The 24,918-nt window shown below is 72.1% G+C and carries 18 protein-coding genes; 7 read left to right on the top strand and 11 right to left on the bottom strand.

Annotation, left to right across the window (positions count from 1 at the left end; all coding sequences use genetic code 11):
* Positions 1-18: 18 nt before the first annotated feature.
* The gene (locus IE278_RS27010) at positions 19-1,449 is read right to left on the bottom strand and encodes an MFS transporter (RefSeq protein ID WP_246570710.1); all 1,431 of its coding nucleotides are present in this window, start codon (positions 1,447-1,449) and stop codon (positions 19-21) included.
* Between the two features lie 112 nt (positions 1,450-1,561).
* Here IE278_RS27010 and IE278_RS27005 point away from each other — a divergent pair, with 112 nt between their 5' ends.
* Entirely contained in the window at positions 1,562-2,587 is a 1,026-nt protein-coding gene (locus tag IE278_RS27005; RefSeq protein WP_246570709.1) for a helix-turn-helix transcriptional regulator, read from the top strand.
* A gap of 246 nt (positions 2,588-2,833) precedes the next feature.
* Here IE278_RS27005 and IE278_RS27000 read toward each other — a convergent pair whose 3' ends face one another.
* On the bottom strand, positions 2,834-4,276 hold the full coding sequence (locus tag IE278_RS27000) for an MFS transporter (RefSeq protein WP_189775873.1): 1,443 nt from the start codon (positions 4,274-4,276) through the stop codon (positions 2,834-2,836).
* Between the two features lie 80 nt (positions 4,277-4,356).
* Between IE278_RS27000 and dusB the strand changes: the two genes are divergently transcribed.
* Positions 4,357-5,535: a tRNA dihydrouridine synthase DusB gene (gene dusB, locus IE278_RS26995; RefSeq protein ID WP_189775872.1), complete on the top strand. Its 1,179-nt coding sequence runs from the start codon at positions 4,357-4,359 to the stop codon at positions 5,533-5,535.
* Between the two features lie 135 nt (positions 5,536-5,670).
* Here dusB and IE278_RS26990 read toward each other — a convergent pair whose 3' ends face one another.
* The gene (locus IE278_RS26990; protein WP_189775871.1) at positions 5,671-7,617 is read right to left on the bottom strand and encodes an amylo-alpha-1,6-glucosidase; all 1,947 of its coding nucleotides are present in this window, start codon (positions 7,615-7,617) and stop codon (positions 5,671-5,673) included.
* The gene (locus IE278_RS26985) at positions 7,614-9,206 is read right to left on the bottom strand and encodes an MGH1-like glycoside hydrolase domain-containing protein (protein WP_189775870.1); all 1,593 of its coding nucleotides are present in this window, start codon (positions 9,204-9,206) and stop codon (positions 7,614-7,616) included. Before IE278_RS26985 ends, IE278_RS26990 begins: the two co-directional genes overlap by 4 nt.
* Positions 9,207-9,351: 145 nt before the next feature.
* Here IE278_RS26985 and IE278_RS26980 point away from each other — a divergent pair, with 145 nt between their 5' ends.
* Positions 9,352-10,569 carry an ROK family protein gene (locus IE278_RS26980; protein WP_189775869.1) on the top strand — a complete coding sequence of 406 codons (1,218 nt, stop codon included), beginning with the start codon at positions 9,352-9,354 and terminating at the stop codon, positions 10,567-10,569.
* Between the two features lie 448 nt (positions 10,570-11,017).
* On the top strand, positions 11,018-13,792 hold the full coding sequence (gene ppdK, locus IE278_RS26975) for a pyruvate, phosphate dikinase (protein ID WP_373312090.1): 2,775 nt from the start codon (positions 11,018-11,020) through the stop codon (positions 13,790-13,792).
* A 153-nt stretch (positions 13,793-13,945) separates the two neighbouring features.
* Here the strand turns inward: ppdK and IE278_RS26970 are convergent, their stop codons facing one another.
* The 5 genes from IE278_RS26970 to IE278_RS26950 form a co-directional block, all read right to left on the bottom strand.
* Complete coding sequence (locus IE278_RS26970) at positions 13,946-14,386, bottom strand: excalibur calcium-binding domain-containing protein (RefSeq protein ID WP_189775868.1); 441 nt, start codon at positions 14,384-14,386, stop codon at positions 13,946-13,948.
* Between the two features lie 191 nt (positions 14,387-14,577).
* Positions 14,578-15,738 carry an alkaline phosphatase PhoX gene (locus IE278_RS26965; RefSeq protein WP_189775867.1) on the bottom strand — a complete coding sequence of 387 codons (1,161 nt, stop codon included), beginning with the start codon at positions 15,736-15,738 and terminating at the stop codon, positions 14,578-14,580.
* A 225-nt stretch (positions 15,739-15,963) separates the two neighbouring features.
* The gene (gene nirD, locus IE278_RS26960) at positions 15,964-16,332 is read right to left on the bottom strand and encodes a nitrite reductase small subunit NirD (protein WP_189775866.1); all 369 of its coding nucleotides are present in this window, start codon (positions 16,330-16,332) and stop codon (positions 15,964-15,966) included.
* Complete coding sequence (gene nirB / locus IE278_RS26955) at positions 16,329-18,962, bottom strand: nitrite reductase large subunit NirB (protein WP_189775865.1); 2,634 nt, start codon at positions 18,960-18,962, stop codon at positions 16,329-16,331. Before nirB ends, nirD begins: the two co-directional genes overlap by 4 nt.
* Positions 18,962-20,215 (bottom strand): NAD(P)/FAD-dependent oxidoreductase, encoded by a 1,254-nt coding sequence (locus tag IE278_RS26950; protein ID WP_189775864.1) that lies wholly within the window; start codon positions 20,213-20,215, stop codon positions 18,962-18,964. The genes nirB and IE278_RS26950 overlap by 1 nt, the downstream gene beginning before the upstream one ends.
* 382 nt (positions 20,216-20,597) lie before the next feature.
* Here IE278_RS26950 and IE278_RS26945 point away from each other — a divergent pair, with 382 nt between their 5' ends.
* The 3 genes from IE278_RS26945 (at position 20,598) to IE278_RS26935 (ending at position 23,524) form a co-directional block, all read left to right on the top strand.
* Positions 20,598-21,908 (top strand): sensor histidine kinase, encoded by a 1,311-nt coding sequence (locus tag IE278_RS26945; RefSeq protein ID WP_189775863.1) that lies wholly within the window; start codon positions 20,598-20,600, stop codon positions 21,906-21,908.
* Positions 21,909-21,968: 60 nt separating this feature from the next.
* The gene (locus tag IE278_RS26940) at positions 21,969-22,622 is read left to right on the top strand and encodes a response regulator transcription factor (RefSeq protein ID WP_189775862.1); all 654 of its coding nucleotides are present in this window, start codon (positions 21,969-21,971) and stop codon (positions 22,620-22,622) included.
* Positions 22,623-22,741: 119 nt separating this feature from the next.
* Complete coding sequence (locus IE278_RS26935) at positions 22,742-23,524, top strand: sulfite exporter TauE/SafE family protein (RefSeq protein ID WP_189775861.1); 783 nt, start codon at positions 22,742-22,744, stop codon at positions 23,522-23,524.
* A gap of 68 nt (positions 23,525-23,592) precedes the next feature.
* On the opposite strand, the gene IE278_RS26930 is transcribed toward IE278_RS26935, so the two are convergent.
* Entirely contained in the window at positions 23,593-24,225 is a 633-nt protein-coding gene (locus tag IE278_RS26930; RefSeq protein ID WP_373312089.1) for a class F sortase, read from the bottom strand.
* 120 nt (positions 24,226-24,345) lie between these two features.
* On the bottom strand, positions 24,346-24,909 hold the full coding sequence (locus IE278_RS26925; RefSeq protein ID WP_189775860.1) for a GVDTG sorting domain-containing protein: 564 nt from the start codon (positions 24,907-24,909) through the stop codon (positions 24,346-24,348).
* Positions 24,910-24,918 lie beyond the last annotated feature (9 nt).

Here is a 24,918-nt window from a genome sequence, read left to right as displayed (position 1 = left end):
CCGGTCCGCAAAGGTGGTTCATGCGATCCGGCGGGGCAGGCGCAGGCTCAGGCCCGTCGTCAGGACGACGGCGGCGAGCTGTACCAGCAGGGTGGTGGCCAGGGCGTCGCCCATGCCCCGGCCCGGTACCAGGGTGAGGAACAGCGTGCCGAGGGTGGCCACGCCCAGGGCCAGCGCGGACTGCTGGGCGGTGATCATCACTCCGCTGCCCACGCCGGCGCGGGCAGCGGGCACCTCGGAGAGGATGACGCGGAAGAGGACGGGCAGTTGGAGGGCCTGCCCCGCGCCCGCGATCATCAGGCCCGGCCAGAGCTGCGGACCGCCGAGGTCGGGCCAGGAACCCCACACGGTGAGGGCGAGGACGCCCACACCGACCGCCTGGAGCAGGCCGCCCGCGGTCACCACGCGCGTACCCCAGCGGGCCACCAGCCGGGCGCCCAGGAGCGAGGCCACGAAGAAGGACACCGCCATCGGTACGAGGGTGAGGCCCGCGCGGACCGGGCTCAGGCCGACCCCCTCCTGGAGGGCCACCGCGATGACGAACATGAAGCCGCTGAACCCGATGGAGAAGGGGAGGATCATGATCAGGCCGCGGCGCAGGGGCACATTGGCGAAGAGGCTCGGCGGGACCAGCGGGGTGCGGCCCCGGCGTTCCTCACGGCGTTCCACCAGGTAGAAGGCGGTCGCGGCGACGGGGAACAGGGCCAGGGACAGCCAGGTCCACAGCGGCCAGCCCGCCGCCCGGCCCTCGGTCAGCGGGGCCAGCAGCGACACCAGGGCCACGCCCAGCAGGACCGTGCCGGGGGCGTCCACCGGCTGCGGGTGCTGCGAGCGCGTCTCGGGGACGGCCCGGGCGGCCAGGACGAGGCCCAGCAGTACGACCGGTACGTTCACGAGGAAGACCGCGCGCCAGCCGGTGCCCGCGATGTCGGCCGCGACCAGGACGCCGCCGAGTATCTGCCCGGCCACCATGGAGAGCCCGGCCGTGGCCCCGTACAGGCCCATCGCCCTGGCGCGGCGCGGGCCCTGGGTCGCCGACTGGATGGTGGCGAGGACCTGCGGGAGCATCGCCGCGGACGCCGCGCCCTGGGCGACGCGCGCCACGACGAGCGTCCACGCGGTGGGGGCGAGGCCGCACGCCAGCGAGGTCAGGCCGAAGGCCACCATGCCGCCGAGGAAGAGCCGGCGGCGGCCGAACATGTCGCCGAGCCGTCCGCCGTGGACGAGGAGCACGGCGTACGCGACCCCGTAGCCGGCGACGACGAGTTCCAGGACGGAGTCGCTCGCGGCCAGGTCGTGGCCGATCGTGGGCAGGGCGACGTTCACGATGAAGAAGTCGATGAGGGGCAGGGCCGCGCCGAGCAGCACGGTGAACAGCCCGAGCGCGCCGAGCACGGGTGGGCCGGCGGTCGCGGAGGGGGTGGTGCGGGGAGCGAGGATTTCGGTCACGGGACCGATCCTGCGCCTGCTCGCAGACGGGTACCAGAGTCTCCTTATCCTGGTAGAAGGAGTACCCGGCAACAGGGTCCGCGACAGGGCCGCGGGACGGCAGGCTGGAGACATGACGACCATGGCCGAGCGGACGACGGCGGGGACGGGTACGGGGACGGGCGGGGTCATGGTGGTGACGGGCGCGCTCGCCGGGGTGGCGGGCACGGTCACCGGGGTGACGGGTGGTGTCACCGGGGTGGGGGTGGCGGACGCCGGGGCCGGGGTCGAGGTCGGGGTCGGGGTCGGGGAGTCTGAGATTCGGCGGCATGAGCTGGCCGCCTTTCTCCGCCACCGCCGTGAGCACATCACCCCCGAGCAGGTGGGGCTGCCCCGGGGCCGCCGACGGCGTACCCCCGGCCTGCGCCGGGAGGAGGTCGCGCAACTCTCCTCGGTCGGCGTCACCTGGTACACGTGGCTCGAACAGGCCCGGGACATCCAGGTCTCCGTGCAGGTCCTCGACGCGCTCGCCCGCACGCTGATGCTCGACTCGAACGAGCGGGCCCACCTCTTCCAGCTGGCCGCGGCCGTCGATCCCACCCCGGCCTCGCGCTGCCCGACGATCACTCCGGCGCTGCTGCAGACGCTGGAGCAGCTGGAGCCGCTGCCGGCCTGTATCCAGAACAGCCGGTACGACGTCCTCGCGTACAACCGCACGTACGGGCTGCTGCTGTGCGACCTCGACGAGGTGCCGCCCGAGGACCGCAACTGCATGCTCCTCGTCACCACGAACGAGCAGTGGCGCTCCTCGATCGTGCTGCTCGACGAGACGGTGCGGCTGATGGCCGCGAAGTTCCGGGGCTCCATGGCCGGGCATCTGGCCGATCCCGCGTGGAAGATGCTGCTCAAGCGGCTGTGCGCGGAGTCGGAGGAGTTCCGGGAGGTGTGGGAGCGGCACGAGGTGGTGGGGGCGCGCAGCAAGACGAAGCTGTTCGACAACCGGTATGTGGGGCGGTTGACGCTCGTCCATACGGATCTTTGGCTGGGGCCGGGGGAGGGGCCGCGGATGGTCACGTACGCGGCTGCGGACGAGGAGTCGCGGGGGCGCTTGGAGGAGCTCCACGCACTCGCCGCCTCGCGCCGTTCCCCGCGCCCCTGAGGGCTGGGCTGCGCGCGGCTGGTTGTCGGGTGCGGCCGGTGGGGGCTGGCCGCGCCGTTCCCCGCGCCCCTGAAAAGCTCAAAGATTGCGCCGTTCCCCGCGCCCCTGAAGGGCGAAAGACTGCGCCGTTCTCCGCGCCCCTTGAGGGTCGAGGGCTGGGGCGCAGCCCCGCCCCGAGGGGCGCGGGGAACGGCGCGGCCAGCATCCACCGGGGTCGCCGTCCCCCACGGGGCTTCGTGAGGGCCCTTACGCGATCCCCGCCGACTCCTTCACCTCCGGGGAGGAGAGGCGGTCTGCCGTGCGGGCGGCTGTGGCGCGGGCCCAGGGGCCGCTCGACACCGCGCCGACCACCAGGACCGAGAGGCCGCACGCCGCGATGATCCACCACGCCGGACGCGCCGCCGAGACGAACGTGTCCCGGTAGGACGACGTACCGACTCCCGACGCCAGGACCGCGCCGATCACCGCGACGCCCAGCGTCTGGCCGATCTGGCGGCTCGTGGACGCCACCGCCGCGGCCACCCCCGCCTGCGCGCGGGGCATGCCCGACACCGCCGTGTTCGTGATGGGCGCGTTCACGAAACCGAAGCCGAGCCCGAAGAGCACGTACCCGATGACGAGCGTCACGTTCGCCGTCTCCGCCTCGAACGCCGCGAACAGCACCCCGCTCACCGTCATCGCCGTACCGGCGATCAGGAGGGAGAAGCGGGGTCCGCGGTTGCCCACCAGGCGGCCCGACAGCGGGGCGCAGACGAAGGTCATCGCCGCCATGGGGAGCATCCACAGGCCCGCGTCGAGGGCGCTCAGGCCTCGGACGTTCTGGAGGTACAGCGTGGAGAGGAAGAGGAAGCCGCCCAGCGCCGCGAACGCGCTGACCGCCACCACCGTCGCCCCGCTGAACGGCGCAGACCGGAAGAAGCGCAGGTCGATGAGGGGTTCGTCGCGCCGCGGCTCGTACCAGAGGAGGGTGACGAGCGCCACGAGCGCGATCCCGCCGAAGACGAGGACCTTGCCGGCGCCCGAGCTGGGCGCCTCGATGATCGCGTACGTCAGCGACCCGAGCAGCGCGATCACCAGGAGCTGCCCCACCGGGTCGGGGCGGCGCGCCTTCGGGGCGCGGGACTCGGGCACGTACCGCAGGGTGAGCAGGAGCGCGGCCAGGCCCACCGGCAGGTTGACCCAGAAGATCGAGCGCCAGCCGACCGAGTCCACCAGGAGGCCGCCGACCAGCGGGCCCGCGGCCATGGATATGCCGACCACCGCGCCCCAGACACCGATCGCGCGGGCGCGCTCGCGCGGGTCCGTGAACGTGTTGGTGATGATCGACATGGCGACCGGGTTGAGCATCGAGCCGCCGACCGCCTGGATCATGCGGAACGCCACGAGCGATTCGAGGTTCGGCGCGAGCGAGCACAGGACCGAGCCGACGGTGAAGACGACGAGGCCCGCCATGAAGACCTTCCGGCGGCCGATGCGGTCGGCGGTCGAGCCCGCGAGCATCAGCAGCGAGGCGAGCACCAGCGTGTACGCGTCGATCGTCCACTGCATGCCCGCCAGGCTCGCGTGCAGATCCTTCTGCATGGAGGGGAGCGCGACGTTGAGAACGGTGTTGTCGAGGCTCACGATCAGCAGACTCATGCAGCAGATCGCGAGCACCAGCTGACGCCGGCGGGGGCTGAGCTCAGGCATGGGTACAAGGTTACGCTCATGTCGGTAGTGTGCCTAACTAACGACTACCGCCATGGGTCGGCGTACGTGACAATGGGGGAATGTCCACGCCCACTTCCGCGCCCCCTGCCGCACTCGCGTCCACGGTGAACACCGCTCTGCAGATCGGGCCGCACACCGTCCAGCCGCCCGTCGTGCTCGCGCCCATGGCGGGGATCACGAACGCCCCGTTCCGTACGCTGTGCAGGGAGTTCAGCGGGGGCAAGGGGTTGTTCGTCAGCGAGATGATCACCACGCGGGCGCTGGTCGAACGCAACGAGAAGACCATGCAGCTGATCCGCTTCGACGCGTCGGAGACCCCGCGTTCGATCCAGCTGTACGGCGTCGACCCCGCGACCGTCGGCAAGGCCGTCCGCATGATCGCGGACGAGGGCCTCGCCGACCACATCGACCTGAACTTCGGCTGCCCGGTGCCCAAGGTGACCCGCAAGGGCGGCGGCTCGGCCCTCCCGTACAAGCGGCCGCTGCTGCGGGCGATCCTGCGGGAGGCGGTGGCCGGGGCGGGGGACCTGCCGGTCACCATGAAGATGCGCAAGGGCATCGACGACGACCACATCACGTTCCTCGACGCGGGCCGTATCGCGGTCGAGGAGGGTGTCACGTCGATCGCGCTGCACGGGCGCACCGCCGCGCAGCACTACGGCGGGACCGCCGACTGGGACGCCATCGCTCGGCTGAAGGAGCACGTTCCGGAGATCCCCGTCCTCGGCAACGGGGACATCTGGTCCGCCGACGACGCGCTGCGGATGATGCGGGAGACCGGGTGCGACGGGGTCGTCGTGGGCCGGGGGTGCCTCGGGCGGCCGTGGCTGTTCGGTGACCTGGTCGCGGCGTTCGAGGGACGGGGCGGGCAGTACGCGCAGCCGGCCCTTCGCGAGGTCGCGGCCGTCATGGTGCGGCACGCGACCCTGCTCGGGGAGTGGATCGGGGACGAGGCGCGCGGGGTCATCGACTTCCGCAAGCATGTGGCGTGGTACTTGAAGGGGTTCGCGGTCGGGTCGGAGATGCGGCGGCGGCTCGCCGTCACGTCGTCCTTGAGTGAACTGGCCGAGGGGCTGGAGGAGTTGGAGCTCGATCAGCCGTGGCCGGTGGGGGCGGATGGGCCGCGGGGGCGTACGTCCGGCAATGGGCGGGTTGTCCTGCCGGACGGGTGGTTGAGGGATCCGTATGACTGTGCCAGCGTCAGTGAGGATGCGGAGTTGGACACGTCCGGGGGGTGACGGTGCTCCGCGGGGCCTTGTTGCGCCGTTCCCCGCGCCCTTCAAGGGGCGCGGGGAACGGCGCAGTCTTGTGGCTTTCAGGGGCGCGGGGAACGGCGCAGTCCTTTGGGCCCGCCCCCACCGGCCCGCACCCGACTACGCGCCCCCCACCGCGGTGAGCAACGCCAGCGGCGCGGCCGCAGACCGCGACTCCCGCACGCACGCGTGCGGATACGGCACCGGCTCCGCATGCGTACCGCGCCCGTACCCCGCAAGCACCTCCGGCAGCCGATACCCCGCCACGGTCGCCGCGTCCACCAGCCCGTGCGCCACCGCCCGCGCCTCGTCGTGCAGGCCGTACCGCGCCAGCCCCAACGTGATCAGCGCGTTGTCGTGCGGCCACACCGACCCCCGGTGGTACGACAGCGGGTGGTACGCGGGCTGCCCCGAGGCGACCGTCCGCACCCCCCACCCGGAGAAGAAGTCCGGCTCCAGCAGCCGCCGCCCCACCAGCTCGCCGTACTCCTTGTCCAGCAGCCCGGACCACAGCAGATGCCCCGCGTCGGAGGCGAGCGCGTCGACGTGGTTCCCGTCGCCGTCGAGGGCGAGCGCGGGAAAGGCGCGGTCGGCCATCCAGAAGTCCCGCTGGAACCGGTCCCGCAGATCCCCGGCGGCCTGTTCGAGGAGTGCCGCGTACACCTCGTCGTCCCACACCGTCCGGGCGAGCTGCGCGGTCCGGCGCAGCGCGTCGTACGCGTACCCCTGCGCCCCCGCGGCCATCACCGGGCCGGTCGGCCGGCTGCCGTCGCCCGAGCAGATCGCGCCGGGGGAGTCCTTCCAGTTCTGGTTGGCGAGGCCGCCCTCGTCGGCGCGGTAGACGAGATAGCCGCGCGAGGTCAGTCCGCCGTGGTCCAGCATCCAGCCGATCGCCGCACGGGCGTTGGGCTCCAGGCGGTGGGCCAGGGCGGTGTCACCGGTCTGCTCGACGTACGCGCCGAGCAACACGAGGAACAGCGGGGTCGCGTCGACGGAGCCGTAGTACCGCCCGTACGGCACCTGTCCGAAGTGGGCCAGTTCCCCGTGCCGCACCTCGTGCACGATCTTGCCCGGCTGGGCCACCGTGCCCACGCCGACCTCGGTGGCCTGGGCGGCGGCGAGCGCGGGCAGGGTGGCGGCGGCCAGTTGCGGCCGGTAGGGGAGCGCGAACAGCGAGGTCAGCAGCGCGTCGCGGCCGAGCAGCGTCAGGAACCACGGCACCCCGGCCGCCGGCACCCGCAGCTCCTCCCCGTCGGGACCCGTCGCCGGTACCTGGAGCACGGCCAGGTCGGCCAGGCCCCGCGCACAGGCCGCGGCCAGCTCGGGCCAGCCGCTCGGGAACGGCACGCCCTCCGCGAACTCCCCTTCCAGCGCGAGGAGTCGGGCGTTCGCGACGGCCGGGGTGGGGGGCACCTGCGGGGCCGGCATGCCGTGCGGGCGGGCCGCCACCCGCAGGGCCAGTTCGGCCGAGCCGTGCGGTTCGAGGTCGAGGGCCCACACCAGGCGCCGCGCGCCCGTGCCGGTCTCCTCGACGCCGTCGGGCGCGGGTTCACAGGTGACGGTCGTACAGGACCGCCACTCGCCGCGCTGGTAGCGGAACTCCACCCCGTCGTCGAGGACCTGGCGGGAGCGTACGGCGCCGGTCTTCGCGTACGTCCGGTGGTCGGAGCGCAGTTCGAACTGGTCCGTGAAGTCGGCGTCGGCGGTGACCGCGACGCGGACCGTCGTCGGCACCGGGCGGTTGCTGGTGATCCGCAGGGACTCGACGAACGAGCCGTCGGTGACGGCCTGTTCGCGGAAGAGGGTGTGGGCGGGCGGTTCCTGCCGGCCGCCGCGCGGCACGAGGACGCAGCGCGCGCTGTCGCCGTCCGTCACCGGCGACAGCGCCTCGGGCACCGCGCCGTCGACGGTCAGCTGCCAGCGGCTCAGATGCCGGGCGTCGCGCACGAACATCCCGTCGGGAGCGGAGTGCGACCCGCCCCCGCCGCGTACTCCGCTGATGTCCCCGCCGTCGCCCACCGCGACGAACGTCCCGCCGTGTACGAGCAGATGCTGCCGGTCCGTCATCGCAGGTCCCCTCCCAAGGCACCCTCGCCGAACTTCTCCGTCGTGCTCAACTCTTCGGTCGTGCCGTGCGCCGCGTCGGGCCCCTGGGGCGTCCGCGGCGTCTCGTGCAGCAGGTCCAGCGTCAGCGCCGCGGTCCAGCTGAAACCGAGCGCCCCGCAGGCCTCACCGGTGTACGGATCCACGTACTCGGCGAACCCGGACGTGTCCGCGGTCTCCAGCAGGGCGCCGCGCAGCCCGGCCGCGACGGAGAGTTCCCCGTGCAGCCGGAGCCCCCGCTCCACCAGCCAGTTGGTGTTGAACCAGGCCGGTCCCCGCCAGTACCGGTGCGGGTCGAAGGCGTGCCCGGTCAGGTCGTAACTCGGTACGAGCCGGGTCGTGTCGCCGAGCCCGAAGTGCGGCCCGCGCAGGGTCCGTACGAGCGTGGCGGCCGTCTCGCGGGGCAGGGTCGGCAGGATCAGCGGGACGAGACCGGAGACCCCGCGCTCGGGGATCGGCTCGTCCGTGCGCACGTTCCGGCAGAAGAACATGCCCTGCGCCGGATCCCACAGCCGCTCGACCAGCGCCGCCGTCAGCCGCTCGGCGCGCGCGTGCCGGGCGGTGCCCGTCGCGCCCAGCTCCCGGGCGATCCGCGCCAGGGCGTGCTCGGAGGCGATCAGCAGCGCGTTGAACGACGGGTCCTCCACGGCGAATCCACCGCCACCGCCACCGACGCTGCCCATCCGGCCGCCGACACCGCTGCCGAGGCGCCCGCCGCCTCCGTGACCGCCGTCCGCGGCACCCCCGTCCGCGTACCCGCCGTCCCGGTAGTCCGCCGCCAGGCGTACGTACCGGCCGTAGTCCAGGTCCGTCGGCCGGTCCTCGGCGGCGCCGTGGTCCAGGTCGGCCCGGCGGAAGGAACGGGCCGGGGCCGGTGTGACGCGGGACAGCGGCGCGTCCCAGCTCGGCGCGTTGTCCATGCCCTGCTCCCAGGGGTGGACCACCGAGGCGAGCCCCCCGCCGCCCAGGTCCCGGCGGTGCAGCAGATAGCGGTGCCAGGCCGCGAGGCGCGGGTACATCCGGGACAGGAAGGACCTCGACCGGGAAAGACCCGGGTCGGCGGAGTGCACGAGCCACACGGCGAGCGCGTGCACCGGTGGCTGCACGATGCCCGAGGTCTGTACGGTGCGCGGAGCGCCCGCCGTGCGCCCCGCGGTCGAGGAGCGCCAGAAGTCCGGGCTCGGGAAGTACGCGTCGAGGGGGACGGAGGGGTTGAACACGATGTGCGGGATCCGGCCGTCGCCCCACTGCGCGCCGAGCAGCGTCTCCAGCTCGGTCTGGGCCCGCAGCGGCGACAAGTGCCGCAGTCCGATCGCGATGAACGCGGAGTCCCAGGACCACTGGTGCGGATACAGGCTGCGCGAGGGCACCGTGGATGTGCCCGTCCAGTTGGTGTCCAGCACCCGGGCCGCCCTGGCGTGCAGCGACTCCGCCTGGCGGACCGGATCGAGCGGATCGACCGGGTCGTATACGGCCGTTCCCGCCAGGCCGAGGTCGTGGTGCACGGTGCGGCGGGCGGTAGGACGGGCGGTGAGCTGGGTCGTGCGGTCCACTCAGGTCTCCCCGAAGACATGCGGCCGATCGGTTCGGCAGTAACCACCGTAGAGTTACGTCTATTTAACACGCAGAACTCAATATGTAATGCAGAGTTGGGGAACGCAAGGGGTCTGTATGACCGGGACCGTAGGGAGGAGCGGAATGGCCGTCAGGACCGGGAAGGCCGGGAGCCAGGCCAGCTCCGGCGACCTGCTGGAGCTGGTGCGCAGCGGGCGCGCCACCACCCGAGGAGCGTTGCAACAGGTCACCGGGTTGTCCCGGGCCACCGTCGGACAGCGCCTCGACCGACTCTTCCGGGCCGGCTGGCTGCGCGAGGGTGCCGCGGGCCCGGTGGACTCACCGCTCGGCGGACGCCCGTCGGTGCGCCTGGAGTTCGACGACTCCCACGCTGTTGTTCTCGCCGCCGACCTCGACACCCGGCACGCGCGCGCCGCCGTGCTGTCCCTCACCGGTGAGCTGCTGGCCGAGCACGCCGGGCCGCTGCTCGTCGAGGACGGCCCGGACGTGGTCCTCGGCGAACTGGGCCGCTGGTTCGCCGAACTGCTCGAGAAGGCCGGGCACCGGGCGGCCGAGGTGTGCGGGATCGGGCTCGCCGTGCCGGGGCCGGTGGACTCCGACACGGGCCGGGTCGTCCAGCCGCCGATCATGCCCGGCTGGGACGGCTACGACATAAGGGCCCGCCTGACGCGCGCCTTCACCGAACACACGGGCGCCGGGCCGGTCCCCGTCCTGGTCGACAACGACGCCAACCTCATGGCGTACGGGGAGCAGCGCACCGCCCACCCCGACTGCTCGGCCTTCGTCCTGGTGAAGGTCTCCACCGGTATCGGCGCGGGCGTGGTCGTCGGCGGCACGATCTACCGGGGCATCGACGGCGGGGCCGGGGACATCGGGCACATCCGGGTCCCGGAGGGCGCCGACGCGCTGTGCAGATGCGGTTCGTACGGCTGTCTCGCCGCCGTCGCCAGCGGGGGCGCCGTGGCGCGCAGACTGGCGGAGACGGGGGTTCCGGCGGCGTCGGGCTCGGATGTACGCGATCTGCTCACCTCGGGGCACCCCGGCGCGGCGGCGCTCGCGCGGGAGGCGGGGCGGCACGTCGGTGACGTCCTGGCCACGGTGGTGACCCTGCTGAACCCCGGGGTCCTGATGATCGCAGGGGATCTGGCCGGAACCGCCTTCCTCACCGGTGTGCGCGAACTGCTCTACCAGCGGGCCCTGCCCCGCTCCACCGCACACCTGGACGTGGTCACGTCCAGGCTCGGCGACCGGGCGGCCCTGGTCGGGGCCGGTGCGCTGGTCGTGGAGCACCTGTACGCGCCCGAGCGGATCGAGGAGCGCCTGCTCGTCCTGGGTGTGTGAGGCGACGGGGCGCGTGCGGGGCACCCGTGCGCGGCGGTGTGACGGTGGTGTTTCCGGTCGGGGAACGCGTCCGCATGGTGAAATCCGGGCGCGGAAAACGGCGTGATTCTCGCCACGCATGATCAATGTTTCGCTCAGATGAGCGGATCATGGATGGCTGCACTTCTCCAAAGGGTGGCACTCAGTGCCACCCTTTGATCATTGACGACGTGAACTCAGACGTGCCGATAGCCGCTCAGTTGAGCGCATTGCCGGGTCTGTGGGCGCCGCTGCCTTCAAGAAGTGAACGTTGTACGCCCCATCGGCTTACCGTCCCTTGACTTTCGATCTGCTGGCGGACGCGTGGTTACAGCCGTATGACGCACAAGTGGACGTACCCAGACGCCTTCGATCTGGGTATGTTCCCCGTCGTCAGGGCAGCCACCGCGTCGTCGAGGAGTCGAGACCCGTGTCGGAAAACAAAGATCCCCACGTAGCCGCGAGCGGCGACAGCGGCGTCGGCAGCAGTGTCGAGAGCGTCGCCGGGAGCGTGAAGTTCGTTTATGACTTCACCGAAGGCAACAAGGAACTCAAGGATCTCCTCGGCGGCAAGGGTGCCAACCTCGCGGAGATGACCAACCTGGGCCTTCCCGTCCCTCCCGGCTTCACCATCACCACCGAGGCCTGCAAGACCTACCTCGACAGCGGCGACGAGCCCGCGGCACTGCGTGACGAGGTGAGTGCGCACCTCGACGCCCTAGAAGCGAAGATGGGCAAGAAGCTCGGACAGGCCGACGACCCCCTCCTCGTCTCGGTCCGCTCCGGCGCCAAGTTCTCCATGCCCGGCATGATGGACACCGTCCTGAACATCGGCCTCTCCGACAAGTCCGTGCAGGGCCTGGCCAAGCAGGCCGGCGACGACCGCTTCGCGTGGGACTCGTACCGCAGGCTCATCCAGATGTTCGGCAAGACCGTCCTCGGCGTCGACGGCGAGCTCTTCGAGGACGCGCTGGAGGCGGCGAAGCACACCAAGAAGGTCGCGGTCGACACCGATCTCGAAGCGGCCGACCTGAAGAAGCTCGTCACCAAGTTCAAGAAGATCGTCAAGACCGAGGCCGGCCGGGACTTCCCGCAGGACCCGCGCGAGCAGATGGACCTCGCCATCCACGCGGTCTTCGACTCCTGGAACACCGAGCGGGCCAAGCTCTACCGCCGCCAGGAGCGCATCCCGCACGACCTCGGCACCGCCGTCAACGTCTGTTCCATGGTCTTCGGCAACCTCGGCCCCGACTCGGGCACCGGCGTCGCCTTCACCCGCGACCCGGCCTCGGGACACCAGGGCGTGTACGGCGACTACCTGCAGAACGCGCAGGGCGAGGACGTCGTCGCGGGCATCCGCAACACCGTCGCGCTCGCCGATCTGGAGCAGATCGACAAGACGTCGTACGACCAGCTCATGCAGATCATGAAGACCCTGGAGAACCACTACCGGGATCTGTGCGACATCGAGTTCACCATCGAGCGCGGGCAGCTGTGGATGCTCCAGACCCGCGTCGGCAAGCGGACGGCCGGCGCCGCCTTCCGGATCGCCACCCAGCTCGTCGACCAGGGCCTCATCGACGAGGCCGAGGCGCTGCAGCGCGTCAACGGCGCCCAGCTCGCGCAATTGATGTTCCCCCGCTTCGACGACACGGCGAAGGTGTCGCAGATCGGCCGGGGCATCGCCGCCTCGCCGGGCGCCGCGGTCGGCAAGGCGGTCTTCGACTCGTACACGGCCGTCAAGTGGTCGCGCTCCGGTGAGCAGGTCATCCTGGTCCGCCGGGAGACCAACCCCGACGACCTCGACGGCATGATCGCCGCCGAGGGCATCCTCACCTCGCGCGGCGGCAAGACCTCCCACGCGGCCGTCGTCGCCCGCGGCATGGGCAAGACCTGTGTGTGCGGCGCGGAGGAGCTGGAGGTCGACACCAAGCGGCGCCGGATGACCGTCCCCGGCGGGCACGTGGTGGAGGAGGGCGACGTCATCTCCATCGACGGCTCGTCCGGCAAGGTCTACCTGGGCGAGGTCCCGGTGGTGCCGTCCCCCGTCGTGGAGTACTTCGAGGGCCGCATGCACGCGGGCGCCGACGACGCCGACGAACTGGTCGAGGCCGTCCACCGGATCATGGCCTTCGCCGACCGCAAGCGCCGCCTGCGGGTGCGGGCCAACGCCGACAACGCCGAGGACGCGCTGCGCGCCCGCCGCTTCGGCGCCCAGGGCATCGGCCTGTGCCGCACCGAGCACATGTTCCTCGGCGACCGGCGCGAGCTGGTGGAGCGGCTGATCCTCGCGGACACCGACGCCGAGCGCGAGGAGTCCCTGAAGGAGCTTCTGCCGCTGCAGAAGCAGGACTTCGTGCAGCTCTTCGAGGCGATGGACGGCCTGCCCGTCACCGTCCGGCTCCTGGACCCGCCGCTGCACGAGTTCCTGCCCGACATCACCGAGCTGTCGGTGCGGGTGGCGCTCGCGGAGGCCCGCCAGGACCCCCACGAGAACGAACTGCGACTCCTCCAGGCCGTCCACCGGCTGCACGAGCAGAACCCGATGCTGGGCCTGCGCGGCGTACGCCTCGGGCTGGTCATCCCGGGCCTGTTCACCATGCAGGTACGGGCGATCGCCGAGGCCGCCGCCGAGCGCAAGAACGCCAAGGGCGACCCGCGCGCCGAGATCATGATCCCGCTCGTCGGCACGGTCCAGGAGCTGGAGATCGTCCGCGAGGAGGCCGAGCAGGTCATCGCCGAGGTGCAGGAGCACACGGGCGTGGACCTGAAACTCTCCCTCGGCACGATGATCGAGCTGCCGCGCGCCGCGCTGACCGCCGGTCAGATCGCGGAGGCGGCGGAGTTCTTCTCCTTCGGCACGAACGACCTCACGCAGACCGTCTGGGGCTTCAGCCGGGACGACGTGGAGGCCAGCTTCTTCACGGCCTACCTGGAGAAGGGCATCTTCGGGGTCTCCCCGTTCGAGACGATCGACCGGGACGGCGTCGGCAAGCTCGTACGCGACGCGGTGAAGGCGGGCCGTGAGACGCGCCCCGACCTCAAGCTCGGCGTCTGCGGCGAGCACGGCGGCGACCCGGAGTCGGTCCACTTCTTCCACGAGGTGGGACTCGACTACGTCTCCTGCTCACCGTTCCGCATCCCGGTCGCTCGTCTGGAAGCGGGCCGCGCGGCCTCCACCTCGACGGGCAGCGACCACCGGTAGGCCGCCCCGCAGGGCTCCGGGGCCGCGGTCCGCCATCCCACCCTCACCGACGGACCGCGGCACCGGTGCACGAAAAGGAAGAGGCGACGCCCTGTGCGGGGGCGCCGCCTCTTCTTGTGCGTGTCCGTGCCCCTGACCGCGGGCGCGGCGGGGTCAGCGGATGTCGCGGCGCCTGCGCAGGGTGAACAGCACGCCGCCGCCGGCCAGCAGGACGGCCGCGCCGCCCGCCGCGAGGTACGGGGTGGCGCCGCTGCCGCCGGTCTCCGCCAGGTCGGGGGACTTCTTCTCCTGCCCGGAGTCCGTGTCCTGGCTGTCCGCGTTCTGGCCGTCCGTGCCCTGGTTGTCCGTGTCCTGGTCGCTCGCGGGGACGAAGTCGGCGGGCGGCTGGTCGCAGCCGATGCCGTCCTTGTCGCGGTCGAGGTGCTCGCCGTAGTGGTCGTCGCCCTTGACGATGTTCGAGTACCCGTTCTCGTACGCCTCGGTGCAGTTCTTGAACGGGTGCAGGCCGTCGTGGGCCTCGGCGGCGGTTGCGGAGAAGGCGGCGACGGCCAGCGCGGCTACGGCCACGGAGGCGGACTTGCGGAACAGGTTCACGGTGAGCCCCCAGATATCTGTCGATATCCGTATGCATGATCACGAGGGTGATCAGTCGGATGTGAGGTGACGAAAGTATGAGAGGGGCTCTCGGTGCTGCGGCGGAATGACGGACCCGTGATGCGAACGTGACGTGACCGGACGGTAACTCTCCGCTCACGGGCCCGTCTTCTGTAAAGCCTCGGACGGGGTTACGCGCGGAACGGGCCCTTCACCTCGTACGTGATGCCGCCGGACGAACTGCCGCTGGTGCCGCGCTGGCTGGAGAAGTAGAGACGGGAGCCGTCGGGGGAGAAGGCGGGTCCGGTGATCTCCGAGCCGGACTGGCCGTCGATGCGCAGGAACGGGGCGATCACGTCGTCGGGCGTGATCACGCAGATCTCCATGTTGCCGCCGTCCTCCGCGACGAACAGGTCACCGGAGGAGGTGCCGGTGATGTTGTCGACGCCGGTCAGCGGGGCGGTGCCGGAGGTGACGAGCGAGTCGTCGTAGGCCAGTTCGTAGGTGTCGCTGTTCAGGTTGAGCTGCCAGACGCGGTTGTCGCCCTTGGTGGTGAACCAGACCGTGTCGTCGGCGTAGTGGCAGCCCTCGCCGCCGTTGAACTTCTTCGAACCGGAGACCTGCGTACGGGTCGTGGTGGGGGAGCCGTCCGGGTCGGGCACGTTCGCCCAGGTGAAGGAGCCGGAGGTGGCGGTACCGGCGACCAGGACCTGGAGGGTGCCGGCGGAGAGGCTGCCCCAGGTCGTCGGCACGAAGCGGTACAGGCAGCCGTTCGTCTCGTCCTCGGTCAGGTACACCACCTTGCGCACCGGGTCGGCGGCGGCGGCCTCGTGCTTGAAACGGCCCATCGCGTCGCGGCGCACGGCGGCGTTCACACCCCACGGGTCGGTCTCGTAGACGTACCCGAGCGACACCTCCTCGCAGGACAGCCAGGTGTTCCACGGTGTCCTGCCGCCCGCGCAGTTCTGCCGCGTGCCGGACAGGATGCGGTACGCGCCCGTGATCGCGCCCGCCGAGGAGAACTTCACGGCGCTGGTACCGCCGGACGGGTTGATCTCCGAGTTCGAGACGTAGATCCACCCTGTGCCGTCGGCGTAACAGGCCCCGCCGTCGGGGGCGCTGTGCCAGGTGTACGAGGTACCGGTGACCGTCTGGCCCGACCTGGCGATCACCCGGCTGGTGAAGCCGCTCGGCAGCCTGACGCCGTTCGCGTCCGCCGAGCCGAGTGCCCCGTACGGGCCCGTGCCGGGCTGGGCGGGCGCGGCGTGGGCGGCGCCGCGCCACAGGGTGCCGCCGAAGACGGCCGATGAACCACCGAGTACGGCCGCGCGCAGGAGAGTACGACGTTCCACTGTCGCTCCAAGGGGGTGCCGAGGCTGCCCCGTCCACCGGTCGGGGACGGGGTCGCGCAACGTCGGCAGCTTAGAAGCGGGGGGTGGACGTGTCGTGGCCACGCAATGACGAGGGCTCGTCCACTGGGAATGGGAAGGGCTGGACGCAGGTGCGGGCCGCCCGAGGTGAGCCGCGCAGTTCCCCCCCGCCCCCAAGGGGCGCGGGGAACGGCGCAGGGAAGCCCCCTAGCGCGCCCGTACCTCGTACGTCGTCACCCGTACCGACTCGTCGTCCAGGCACACCCCCGACGCCAGGTCGAACCGCTGCTTCAGGAGCGGGGAGGCCACGAACGGGCGGCCCTCGTGGGACCCGGTCAGCCCGCGCGAGAGGACCGCCGCCCCCGAGAACGGATCCCGGTTGTCGATCGCGTACATGCGCCCCGTGCGGTCCAGGAACAGCGCCACCTGACGCCCGTCGGGCAGCAGCGCCGCCACCCCCCGCCCAGGCATCAGCACGGACAGGTCGCACACCGCGAACCAGTCGTCGTCGGTGCCGTCGGGGCCGGCCAGCCGCAGCTGGACCCTGAGCGTCGTGGTCTCCGGTGCGAGCGTCATCGCTGGGCGCTTCCTTCCAGGGGACGGGTGCCGATGGTCAGCAGCGGCAGGTCGGGCTTGATCTGGTCGCGCTCGGGGACGAACCCGACGACCGGGTCGGGCGTGTCCGGCGCGTTCACGAACGAGACGAAGCGGGACAGCTTCTCCGGGTCGTTGATGGTCTCGGCCCACTCGTCGCGGTACGCGGCGACATGCGCCGTCATCAGGGACTCCAGCTCCTCGCAGATGCCCAGCGAGTCGTCCACGACCACGTCACGGACGTGGTCGAGACCGCCGGGGATCCGCTCCAGCCACGTCGAGGTGCGCTCCAGCCGGTCGGCCGTACGGATGTAGAACATCAGGAACCGGTCGATCAGGCGGATCAGTTCGGCGTCGGAGAGGTCCTGGGCCAGCAGGTCCGCGTGGCGCGGGGTGGCGCCGCCGTTGCCGCCGACGTACAGGTTCCACCCGGCCGCCGTCGCGATGATGCCGAAGTCCTTCGACTGGGCCTCGGCGCACTCACGGGCGCACCCGGACACCGCCGACTTGAGCTTGTGCGGGGACCGCAGTCCCCGGTAGCGCAGCTCCAGGTCGATCGCCATGCGCACCGAGTCCTGGACGCCGTAGCGGCACCAGGTCTGCCCCACGCACGACTTCACCGTCCGCAGCGACTTCCCGTACGCGTGCCCGGACTCGAAGCCCGCGTCCACCAACCGCGCCCAGATCAAAGGAAGTTGCTCGACGCGCGCGCCGAACATGTCGATCCGCTGGCCGCCCGTGATCTTCGTGTAGAGGCCGAAGTCCCGCGCCACCTCCCCGATCACGATGAGCTTCTCGGGGGTGATCTCGCCGCCGGGGATGCGCGGCACGATCGAGTACGAGCCGTTCTTCTGCAGGTTGGCGAGGAAGTGGTCGTTGGTGTCCTGGAGGGCGGCCTGCTCGCCGCCGAGGACGTACCCCTCGGCGCCGATCGTGGGCGCGAGCGACGCGACGATCGAGCCGACCGTGGGCTTGCAGACCTCGCAGCCGTCACCGCCCCGCGCGTTCTCGCGGCCGTACCGGTCGAGGAGCTGCTGGTACGAGGAGATGCGCAGGGCGAGGACGATCTCGTACAGCTCCTCGCGGGTCTGGGAGAAGCAGCCGCACAGGCCCTTGTCGACCTCGACGCCGCTCGCCTCCAGCTCGGAGGTGACCAGCTGGCCGAGGACCTTCACGCAACTGCCGCAGCCGGTACCGGCCTTGGTGCACTTCTTGACCTCGGGGACCGTCGTGCAGGAGTGCTCGGTGACCGCGCCGCGGATCGCGCCCTTGGTGACGTTGTGGCAGGAGCAGATGATCGCCTCGTCCGGAAGGGCGGACGGGCCGAGCTGGACGGGCGCGCCCGCGCCGGCCGGGAGGACGAGCTGCTCGGGGGCGATCGGCGGCACCGAACCGGTGAACGCCCGCAGGGTCCCGTAGGCGTCCGCGTCGCCGACCAGGATGCCGCCGAGCAGCTCCCCGCCCGGCCCGATGACCAGCTTCTTGTACGTGCCCGAGCGGGAGTCCGCGTAGACGACGTCGAGGCAGTCGGCGGCGGCGCCGTGCGCGTCACCGAAGGAGGCGACGTCGACACCGAGCAGCTTCAGCTTGGTGGACAGGTCGGCCCCGGTGAAGGCGGCCTCGTCGGCGGTCTCGGTGGGGGCCGTCTCGGCGGCGATCGTGGCGGCGGCCGTCTCCGCCATCTCGTAACCCGGCGCCACCAGCCCGTACACCCGGCCGTCCGAGGCCAGCGCGCACTCGCCGATCGCGAAGACCCGCTGGTCGGAGACGGTACGGCACTGGTCGTCGACGCTGATGCCGCCGCGTTCGCCCACGGTCAGCCCGCAGTCGCGGGCGAGCTGGTCACGGGGGCGTACCCCGGCCGAGAACACCACCAGGTCGGTGGCGACCGTCGAACCGTCGGAGAGCTTCATGCCGGTCACCGCGCCGTCGTCGCCGGTGACGACCTCCTGCGTACCCGTGCCGGTGTGGACGGTGAGGCCCATGTTCTCGATGGTGCGCAGCAGCGCCGCGCCGCCGCCCTCGTCGACCTGGACGGGCATCAGCCGGGGCGCGAACTCCACGATGTGCGTGGCGAGTCCGAGCCCCTTCAGCGCGCCGGCGGCCTCCAGTCCGAGCAGTCCGCCGCCGACCACCGCGCCGGTCGTCGCCCGCGCCTTCGCGTACTCCTCGATGGCGAGCAGGTCCTCGATCGTGCGGTAGACGAAGCAGCCCTCCGCGTCCTTGCCCGGCACGGGCGGCACGAAGGGGAACGAACCGGTGGCGAGGACCAGCGTGTCGTAGCCGACGACGAGGCCCGAGCGGGCGGTGACCTTACGGGCGGCCCGGTCGACGGTCTCGGCCGGGTCCCCGAGGTGCAGCTCGATCCCGTGCTCCGCGATGAACTCCATGTCCGTGACGGACAGTTCCTCGGGCGTACGGCCCGAGAAGTACGAGGTGAGCTGTACGCGGTCGTACGCGGGCCGCGGCTCCTCGCACAGCACGACCACCCGGTGCGTCGCGGTCAGGCCGCGCTCGGCGAGCGCCTCCAGGAAGCGCTGGCCGACCATGCCGTGGCCGACGAGCACGATCGTGGGGCGGGGGCCGGTTCCCACAGGTGCGGTCGTGGACATCAGGAGCCTCCATCGTTGGTGAGCAGGTGGAGCAGCGGGGCGCCGTCCGCGGGGAGCGGTTCCGCTCCCTCCCAGGCGCGGGCGAGCGCGCCGACGGTGCCGAGCTCGCCGACGAGTACGCCGCCCACCAGGCGGTCGTCGCGGACGACGACCTTCCGGTAGGTGCCGCGGGTGGCGTCGGTGAGCTGGATGACGTCGTCCCCGGGGAGCGCGGTGTGCTCCCCGAAGGCGGCGAGGTCGAGAGGACCCCCGGAGGTGTGGGAGCTGCCGGTGGCGAGTGTCAGCCGGGTGAGGGCACGGGTGCCGCTGTAACCGGCGGCACCCGCCGGTGACGCGATGGGCGACTCGGCCAGCAACTCGGCTAGGACATCGGCCTGTTCGAGGGCGGGCGCGGCCAGCCCGTACACCTGGCCGTCGTGCTGCGCGCAGTCGCCGATCGCCCGGATGTGCGGGTCGGAGGTGCGCAGCTCGTTATCGACGATGACGCCCTTGTGGACGGCGAGACCCGCGTCCTGGGCGAGGCCCGCGCGCGGACGCACTCCGCAGGCCAGCACCACCAGGTCGGCGCCGAGGGTGTAGCCGTCGGCCATCTCGACCGAGCGGACCGCGCCCTCGACGCAGCGCACGCCGCGCACCCGGGTCTCGGTGTGCACCTCGACGCCGAGGTTCTTGAGGTGCCGGTGCACCAACTTGGAAGCAGACGGGTCCAGTTGACGTTCCATCAGGCGCTCGCCCTGCTGGGCCAGGACCACCTGTGCACCGCGTTCGGCGAGGGCGCGGGCGGCCGAGACGCCGAGCAGTCCGCCGCCGATGACGACGGCCCGGGTGTCCTGCCGTACGGCGGCGGACAGGCCCAGGCAGTCGTCCATCGTGCGGAACGCGTGGACGCCCGCGGGCAGTTCGTGCCGGTCCGGGGCGAACAGGCCGCGCAGCGGCGGCAGTACCGGGTTCGAGCCGGTGGCCAGGACCAGCGTGTCGTATGCGATCACCGTGTCGTCGGCGAGGTGTACGTGCCGCAGGGCGCGGTCGATGTGCACCACCCGGCCGCGGGTCAGCCGCTCGGGCGCCGGGAGCGCGATGACCTCGGGGGCGTACCGCCCCGCCAGGACCTCCGCGAGCAGCACCCGGTTGTACGGGGGGTGCTCCTCCTCGCCGACGAGTACGGCGGACACGCCGAGCTCTCCGAGCCTGCGGGCGAGCCGTACGCCCGCGAGGCCGGCGCCGATCACCACCACACGCGTATTCGAGGTCATGTACGGCAGCGTGCGGTGCCGGTGTTACCCGGCAGCATCACAACTGTTTCCCACGAGGAACGCTGCCCTCAGCGACCCCCACCCCCGGATGTGAGGGTTCCCACCCCCGGGGGAGAGTGCCTGGTGAGCAGGCCTGGCCCTCGGCCTGGCTCCGGAGTGAGGGCCAGGCCGGGCCCCGGGGTGGGGATAGCCGAACCCTTCACCCCCGTGCGGGCACCATCGCCCGCGGGCCCGGAACACGGAAGGCTTGGGGGCCGGGCCACCGTGTGACCCGTGTGACCCGTGTGGTCCGTGCGACCCGCGCGGCCCGCGCGAGCCGCGCGACCCGTGCGGGCGGCGTAATCCGGGCTGTCGGCGGCGCGATGAGGGCGAGGGGGTAGGGATGCGGCACCTGACTCCCGCGGGGGTGCGCGCGGTCGCTCGGTGGCCGCTCGGGGCCTTTGCGCCGCGGGCCCTCGCCGGGCTCCTGTACGCGCTCGTCGCGCTTCCGCTCGCCCTCGTCGGCTGTCTGCTGACCCTCGCGGGGCTGCTCGTCGGTGGGGTCCTGTCCGTGACCACGCTGGGGCTGTGGGTCCTCGCGCTGACCGTGCGGGGCGCGCTCGCGCTCGGGGCGCTCCAACGGGCCCTCGCACGCCGCCTCCTGCACCTGGACATCGAGGAGCCGCCGACACCCGTCGCGCGCGGCGTACTCGGCCGCCGCCGCGCCCTGCTCCTCGGCCGGACCGGCTGGCGCGCCGTCGGCTGCGCGCTCGGCGTGCCCTTCACGGCCGTACTCGCCTACGCGGCCGCCCTCGGCACGTACGCCTACGGGACCCAGCTGGCCCTCCACCCCCTCCTCAAGCGCTGGAACGACCACACCGTGCGCGACGGCGACTCCGTACGGCACGTGTCCCTCGAAGTCCTCGGCGTCCAGCTCGACTCCTGGCCCCGGTGGCTGATCCCGGTGACCGCGGGCCTCCTGCTCCTGTCGGCCGCGCCCTGGCTGATGCGCCACGCCCTCACCCCGCACCGCCTGCTGCTCACCGCCACGCTCGGCCCGAGCGCCGCGGACCGCCGTATCCGCACCCTGGAGGAGACGCGCGCGCAGGCCGTGGACGACGCGGCGGCCACCCTCCGCCGCATCGAACGCGACCTGCACGACGGGACACAGGCCCGGCTCGTCGGGCTCGCCATGCAGCTGACGATGATCCGCGAGCTGATCGGTACAGAGGCGCATGCGGACGTGGACCACGAGCGGCTTCTCGCCGTCGTGGACACCGCCCGGGGCAACGCCAAGCAAGCCATCGCCGACCTGCGCCATCTCGTCAAGGGCATCCATCCGCCCGTACTGGACCAGGGTCTCGACACGGCCCTCGCCACCCTCGCCGCGGACGTGGCCCTGCCCGTCGAGGTCGTCACCGACGTCGCGGACCGCCCCGCGCCCGCCGTCGAGTCGATCGCCTACTTCTGCGTCGCCGAACTCCTCGCCAACGCGGCCAAACACAGCGGAGCGCCGCGCGCCACGGTGCGGGTGACCGCCCGCGCCGGGCTGCTCGCGCTCACCGTCCGGGACGAGGGCCGCGGGGGCGCGGCGATCGGCGCGGGCTCGGGACTCACCGGCCTGCTGACCCGGGTACGGACCGTCGACGGCACGCTCACCTGCGACAGCCCACCGGGAGGCCCTACGGTGGTCACGGTCGAGCTGCCGTACTGAGCGACAGACCCCCGCACCGACATCTGCCGGTCTTCCGGTCTTCATGCTGACGAGGAGCACATGCGCGTTGTCATCGCCGAGGACTCCGCCCTCCTGCGCGACGGCCTGTCCCAGCTCCTCCAGCTGCGCGGCGTGGAGGTCGTCGCGGCCGTCGGGGACGCCGACGCCCTGCTGACCGCCGTGGCCGAGCACCGCCCGGACGCCGCCGTCGTCGACATCCGGCTCCCGCCGACCCAGACGGACGAGGGGATCAGGGCGGCGGTACGGCTGCGCGCCGACCACCCCACCACCGGGGTGCTGATCTTCTCCCAGTACGTCGAGACGAAGTACGCGTCCCAGCTCCTCGGCACCCACCCGGGCGGCGTCGGCTACCTGCTCAAGGAGCGTGTCGTCGACATCGGCGAGTTCGTGGACGCGCTGGAGCGGATCGCCGCGGGCGGGACCGCCCTCGACCCCGAGGTCGTCGCCCAGCTCTTCGGCGCGAGCCGCCGCGCCACCGCCCTGGACGCCCTCACGCCCCGCGAGCGCGAGGTGCTGGCGCTGATGGCCGAGGGGCGTACGAACCAGGCGATCGCCGCGTCCTTCACCGTCTCGGAACGGGCCGTGGAGAAGCACATCGCCAACATCTTCGCCAAGCTCGGCCTGCCGCCCTCCGACACCCAGAACCGCCGGGTCCTCGCGGTACTGCGCTACCTCAAGACGACGGCCGCCTGACCTCGTACGGCACTACCGACGCGCTGCTCAGCAGCACTGCCTCGGCGCTACCTCAGAAGACCCTCAAGCTTCAAGAAATTCATGGACGGCGCATCTATCCCGTCCATAGGGTCGCGATCATGCCCGACATATCGCTGACCATGGTCGTCGTCCTGTGCCTCGCCGCCCTCGCGGCCGGCTGGATCGACGCGGTCGTGGGCGGCGGCGGCTTGCTCCTCCTCCCCGCCCTGCTCCTCGGCCTGCCGAACTCGGGCTCGGCGGCCCAGTACGCGCTCGGCACCAACAAGGCCGTGGCGATCGTCGGGACGACGGGCGCGGCGGTGACGTACGCGCGCAAGGCGCCCGTGGACGTCCGCACGGCGATACGGATCGGGCTCGCGGCGCTCGCCGGGTCCACGGCCGGGGCGTTCGTCGCCACCGGGATGAGCACCGAGATCCTGAAACCGGTGGTCATGGTCGTCCTGCTCGGCGTCGGCACCTTCGTGATCTTGAAGCCCGCGTTCGGTACGGCGCCCTCGACCGAGCCCGTCTCACCGCGCCGCGTCCTCGCCGCGATCGGACTAGCGGGCCTGGGCATCGGCTTCTACGACGGGCTGGTCGGCCCCGGCACGGGCACGTTCCTGGTCCTCGCCCTGACCGCGCTGCTCCACCTCGACCTGGTGTCGGCCTCCGCCACCGCGAAGATCATCAACTGCTGCACGAACGCGGGCGCGCTGGCGACCTTCGCCTGGAAGGGCACGGTGTTCTGGCAGCTGGCCGCGCTGATGGCCGTGTTCAACCTCGTCGGCGCGATGGCCGGGGCGCGCACCGCGCTCAAGAAGGGCAGCGGCTTCGTACGGGGTGTGCTGCTGACGGTGGTGTTCGCGCTGGTGGCGAAGCTGGCGTACGACTTCTGGCTCTGAGCCCCAACGCCCCCCACTGTCCCCCCCCCGGGCGGTCAGACCCACCGCCCCCCACCGTCCCCCGACGGTCAGGCCCGGCGGCTGCCCGTGAGATGGGCGAAGACGACCACATTCCCCTGGTAGCCGGTGCCCGCCGCGTAGCCGCCCCCGCAGGTGATCACGCGCAGCTCCGGGCGCCCCGCGGCCCCGTACACCCGCTCGTCCGGGAAGTCGCGGGCGTCGTACACCTCGACCGTGTCGACGGAGAAGAGGGCGACGCTGCCGTCCCGGCGTCCGACCTCGATCGTGCTGCCCTTCTTGAGGGCGCCGAGCCGGTAGAAGACGGCGGGTCCCTCGGCGTTGTCGACATGGCCGGCGACGATCGCGGTGCCCTTCTCACCGGGCGCGGTACCGGCCTCGTACCAGCCGGCCAGGTTCTTCCTGGCGGCCGGCGGCACGTCGAGGCTGCCCTGCGGGGAGAGGCCGAGGCCCATGAGGGGGGCGTCCACCCGGATCGAGGGGATGCGGACGCGGTCGGGCGGCGAGTGCGGCAGCGCGTCGGCCGCGGGCCGGTCCACATGGCCGCCCGCGCGGGCCTGCGCGGCGGACGGCTGGGGCGGCGCGTGCGTCTGGGCGCCGCGGTGCAGCAGCCAGGCCCCGCAGAGCAGCGCGACGAGGGTGGCGGCGGCTATCGAGACATTGCTGAACGGACGCACCCGCACGTGGGCCCCCTCTCCTCCTGTGACGGTTCTTCGGGTCCCGCGTCCCCCTCCGGGCCGCGAGGGGCGTCGGGCCGGGAGGGGGAGGGGACGGCGGTACCGGTGGACAGCGGAGGATGTCCGTCAGATCCCGTCGCCTCTCGCCCGGCGATGCAGGAGCCAGGTACCGCCCGCGGCGGCGACGGCCAGGGCGGCCACTCCCGCCGCGGTCTGCACGGGGTCGGGGCCGAGTGCGCCGCCGACCCCCGTCTTCACACTTCCGCGCGGATGGACCTGCGTCTGCGGCCTGCTCTCCTGGGTGGAGGTGAGCGTGACCACCAGGTCGCCCGTCATCCGCGTACCGCTCGAACAGCGCACGACGATCTCGTACGTGCCGGGCTGCGCGGACGGCGGCACCTCGAAGTGGCCGACCGCGTCCCCTTCGTGCGCGCTGGGGATCAGCGTGAAACCGCCCGCGCCGACGGCCCCGGCGTCACCCGACACGGCGTCGTCGGCCTCGCACGAGGCGGTGTTGACGGTGACCTCGGCGCCGGGCGCGACGGTGGACGGATACAGCTCGATGGACCCGGTACCCGCCTTCGGCCCCGCCTCCGCCCCATATGTGGGCGCCCCGTACGCGGGCGCCGCGCAGAGGGCCGCCGAGGCGACGGCGAGCGCGGTACCGGTCAGCAGGCGGGCTGTACACATCGTGCTGGC

The organism is Streptomyces tauricus (assembly GCF_014650955.1).
GTDB lineage: Bacteria > Actinomycetota > Actinomycetes > Streptomycetales > Streptomycetaceae > Streptomyces > Streptomyces tauricus.
Note: the sequence above shows the minus strand (reverse complement) of the source record. Positions and strands in the feature narration are given on the sequence as shown.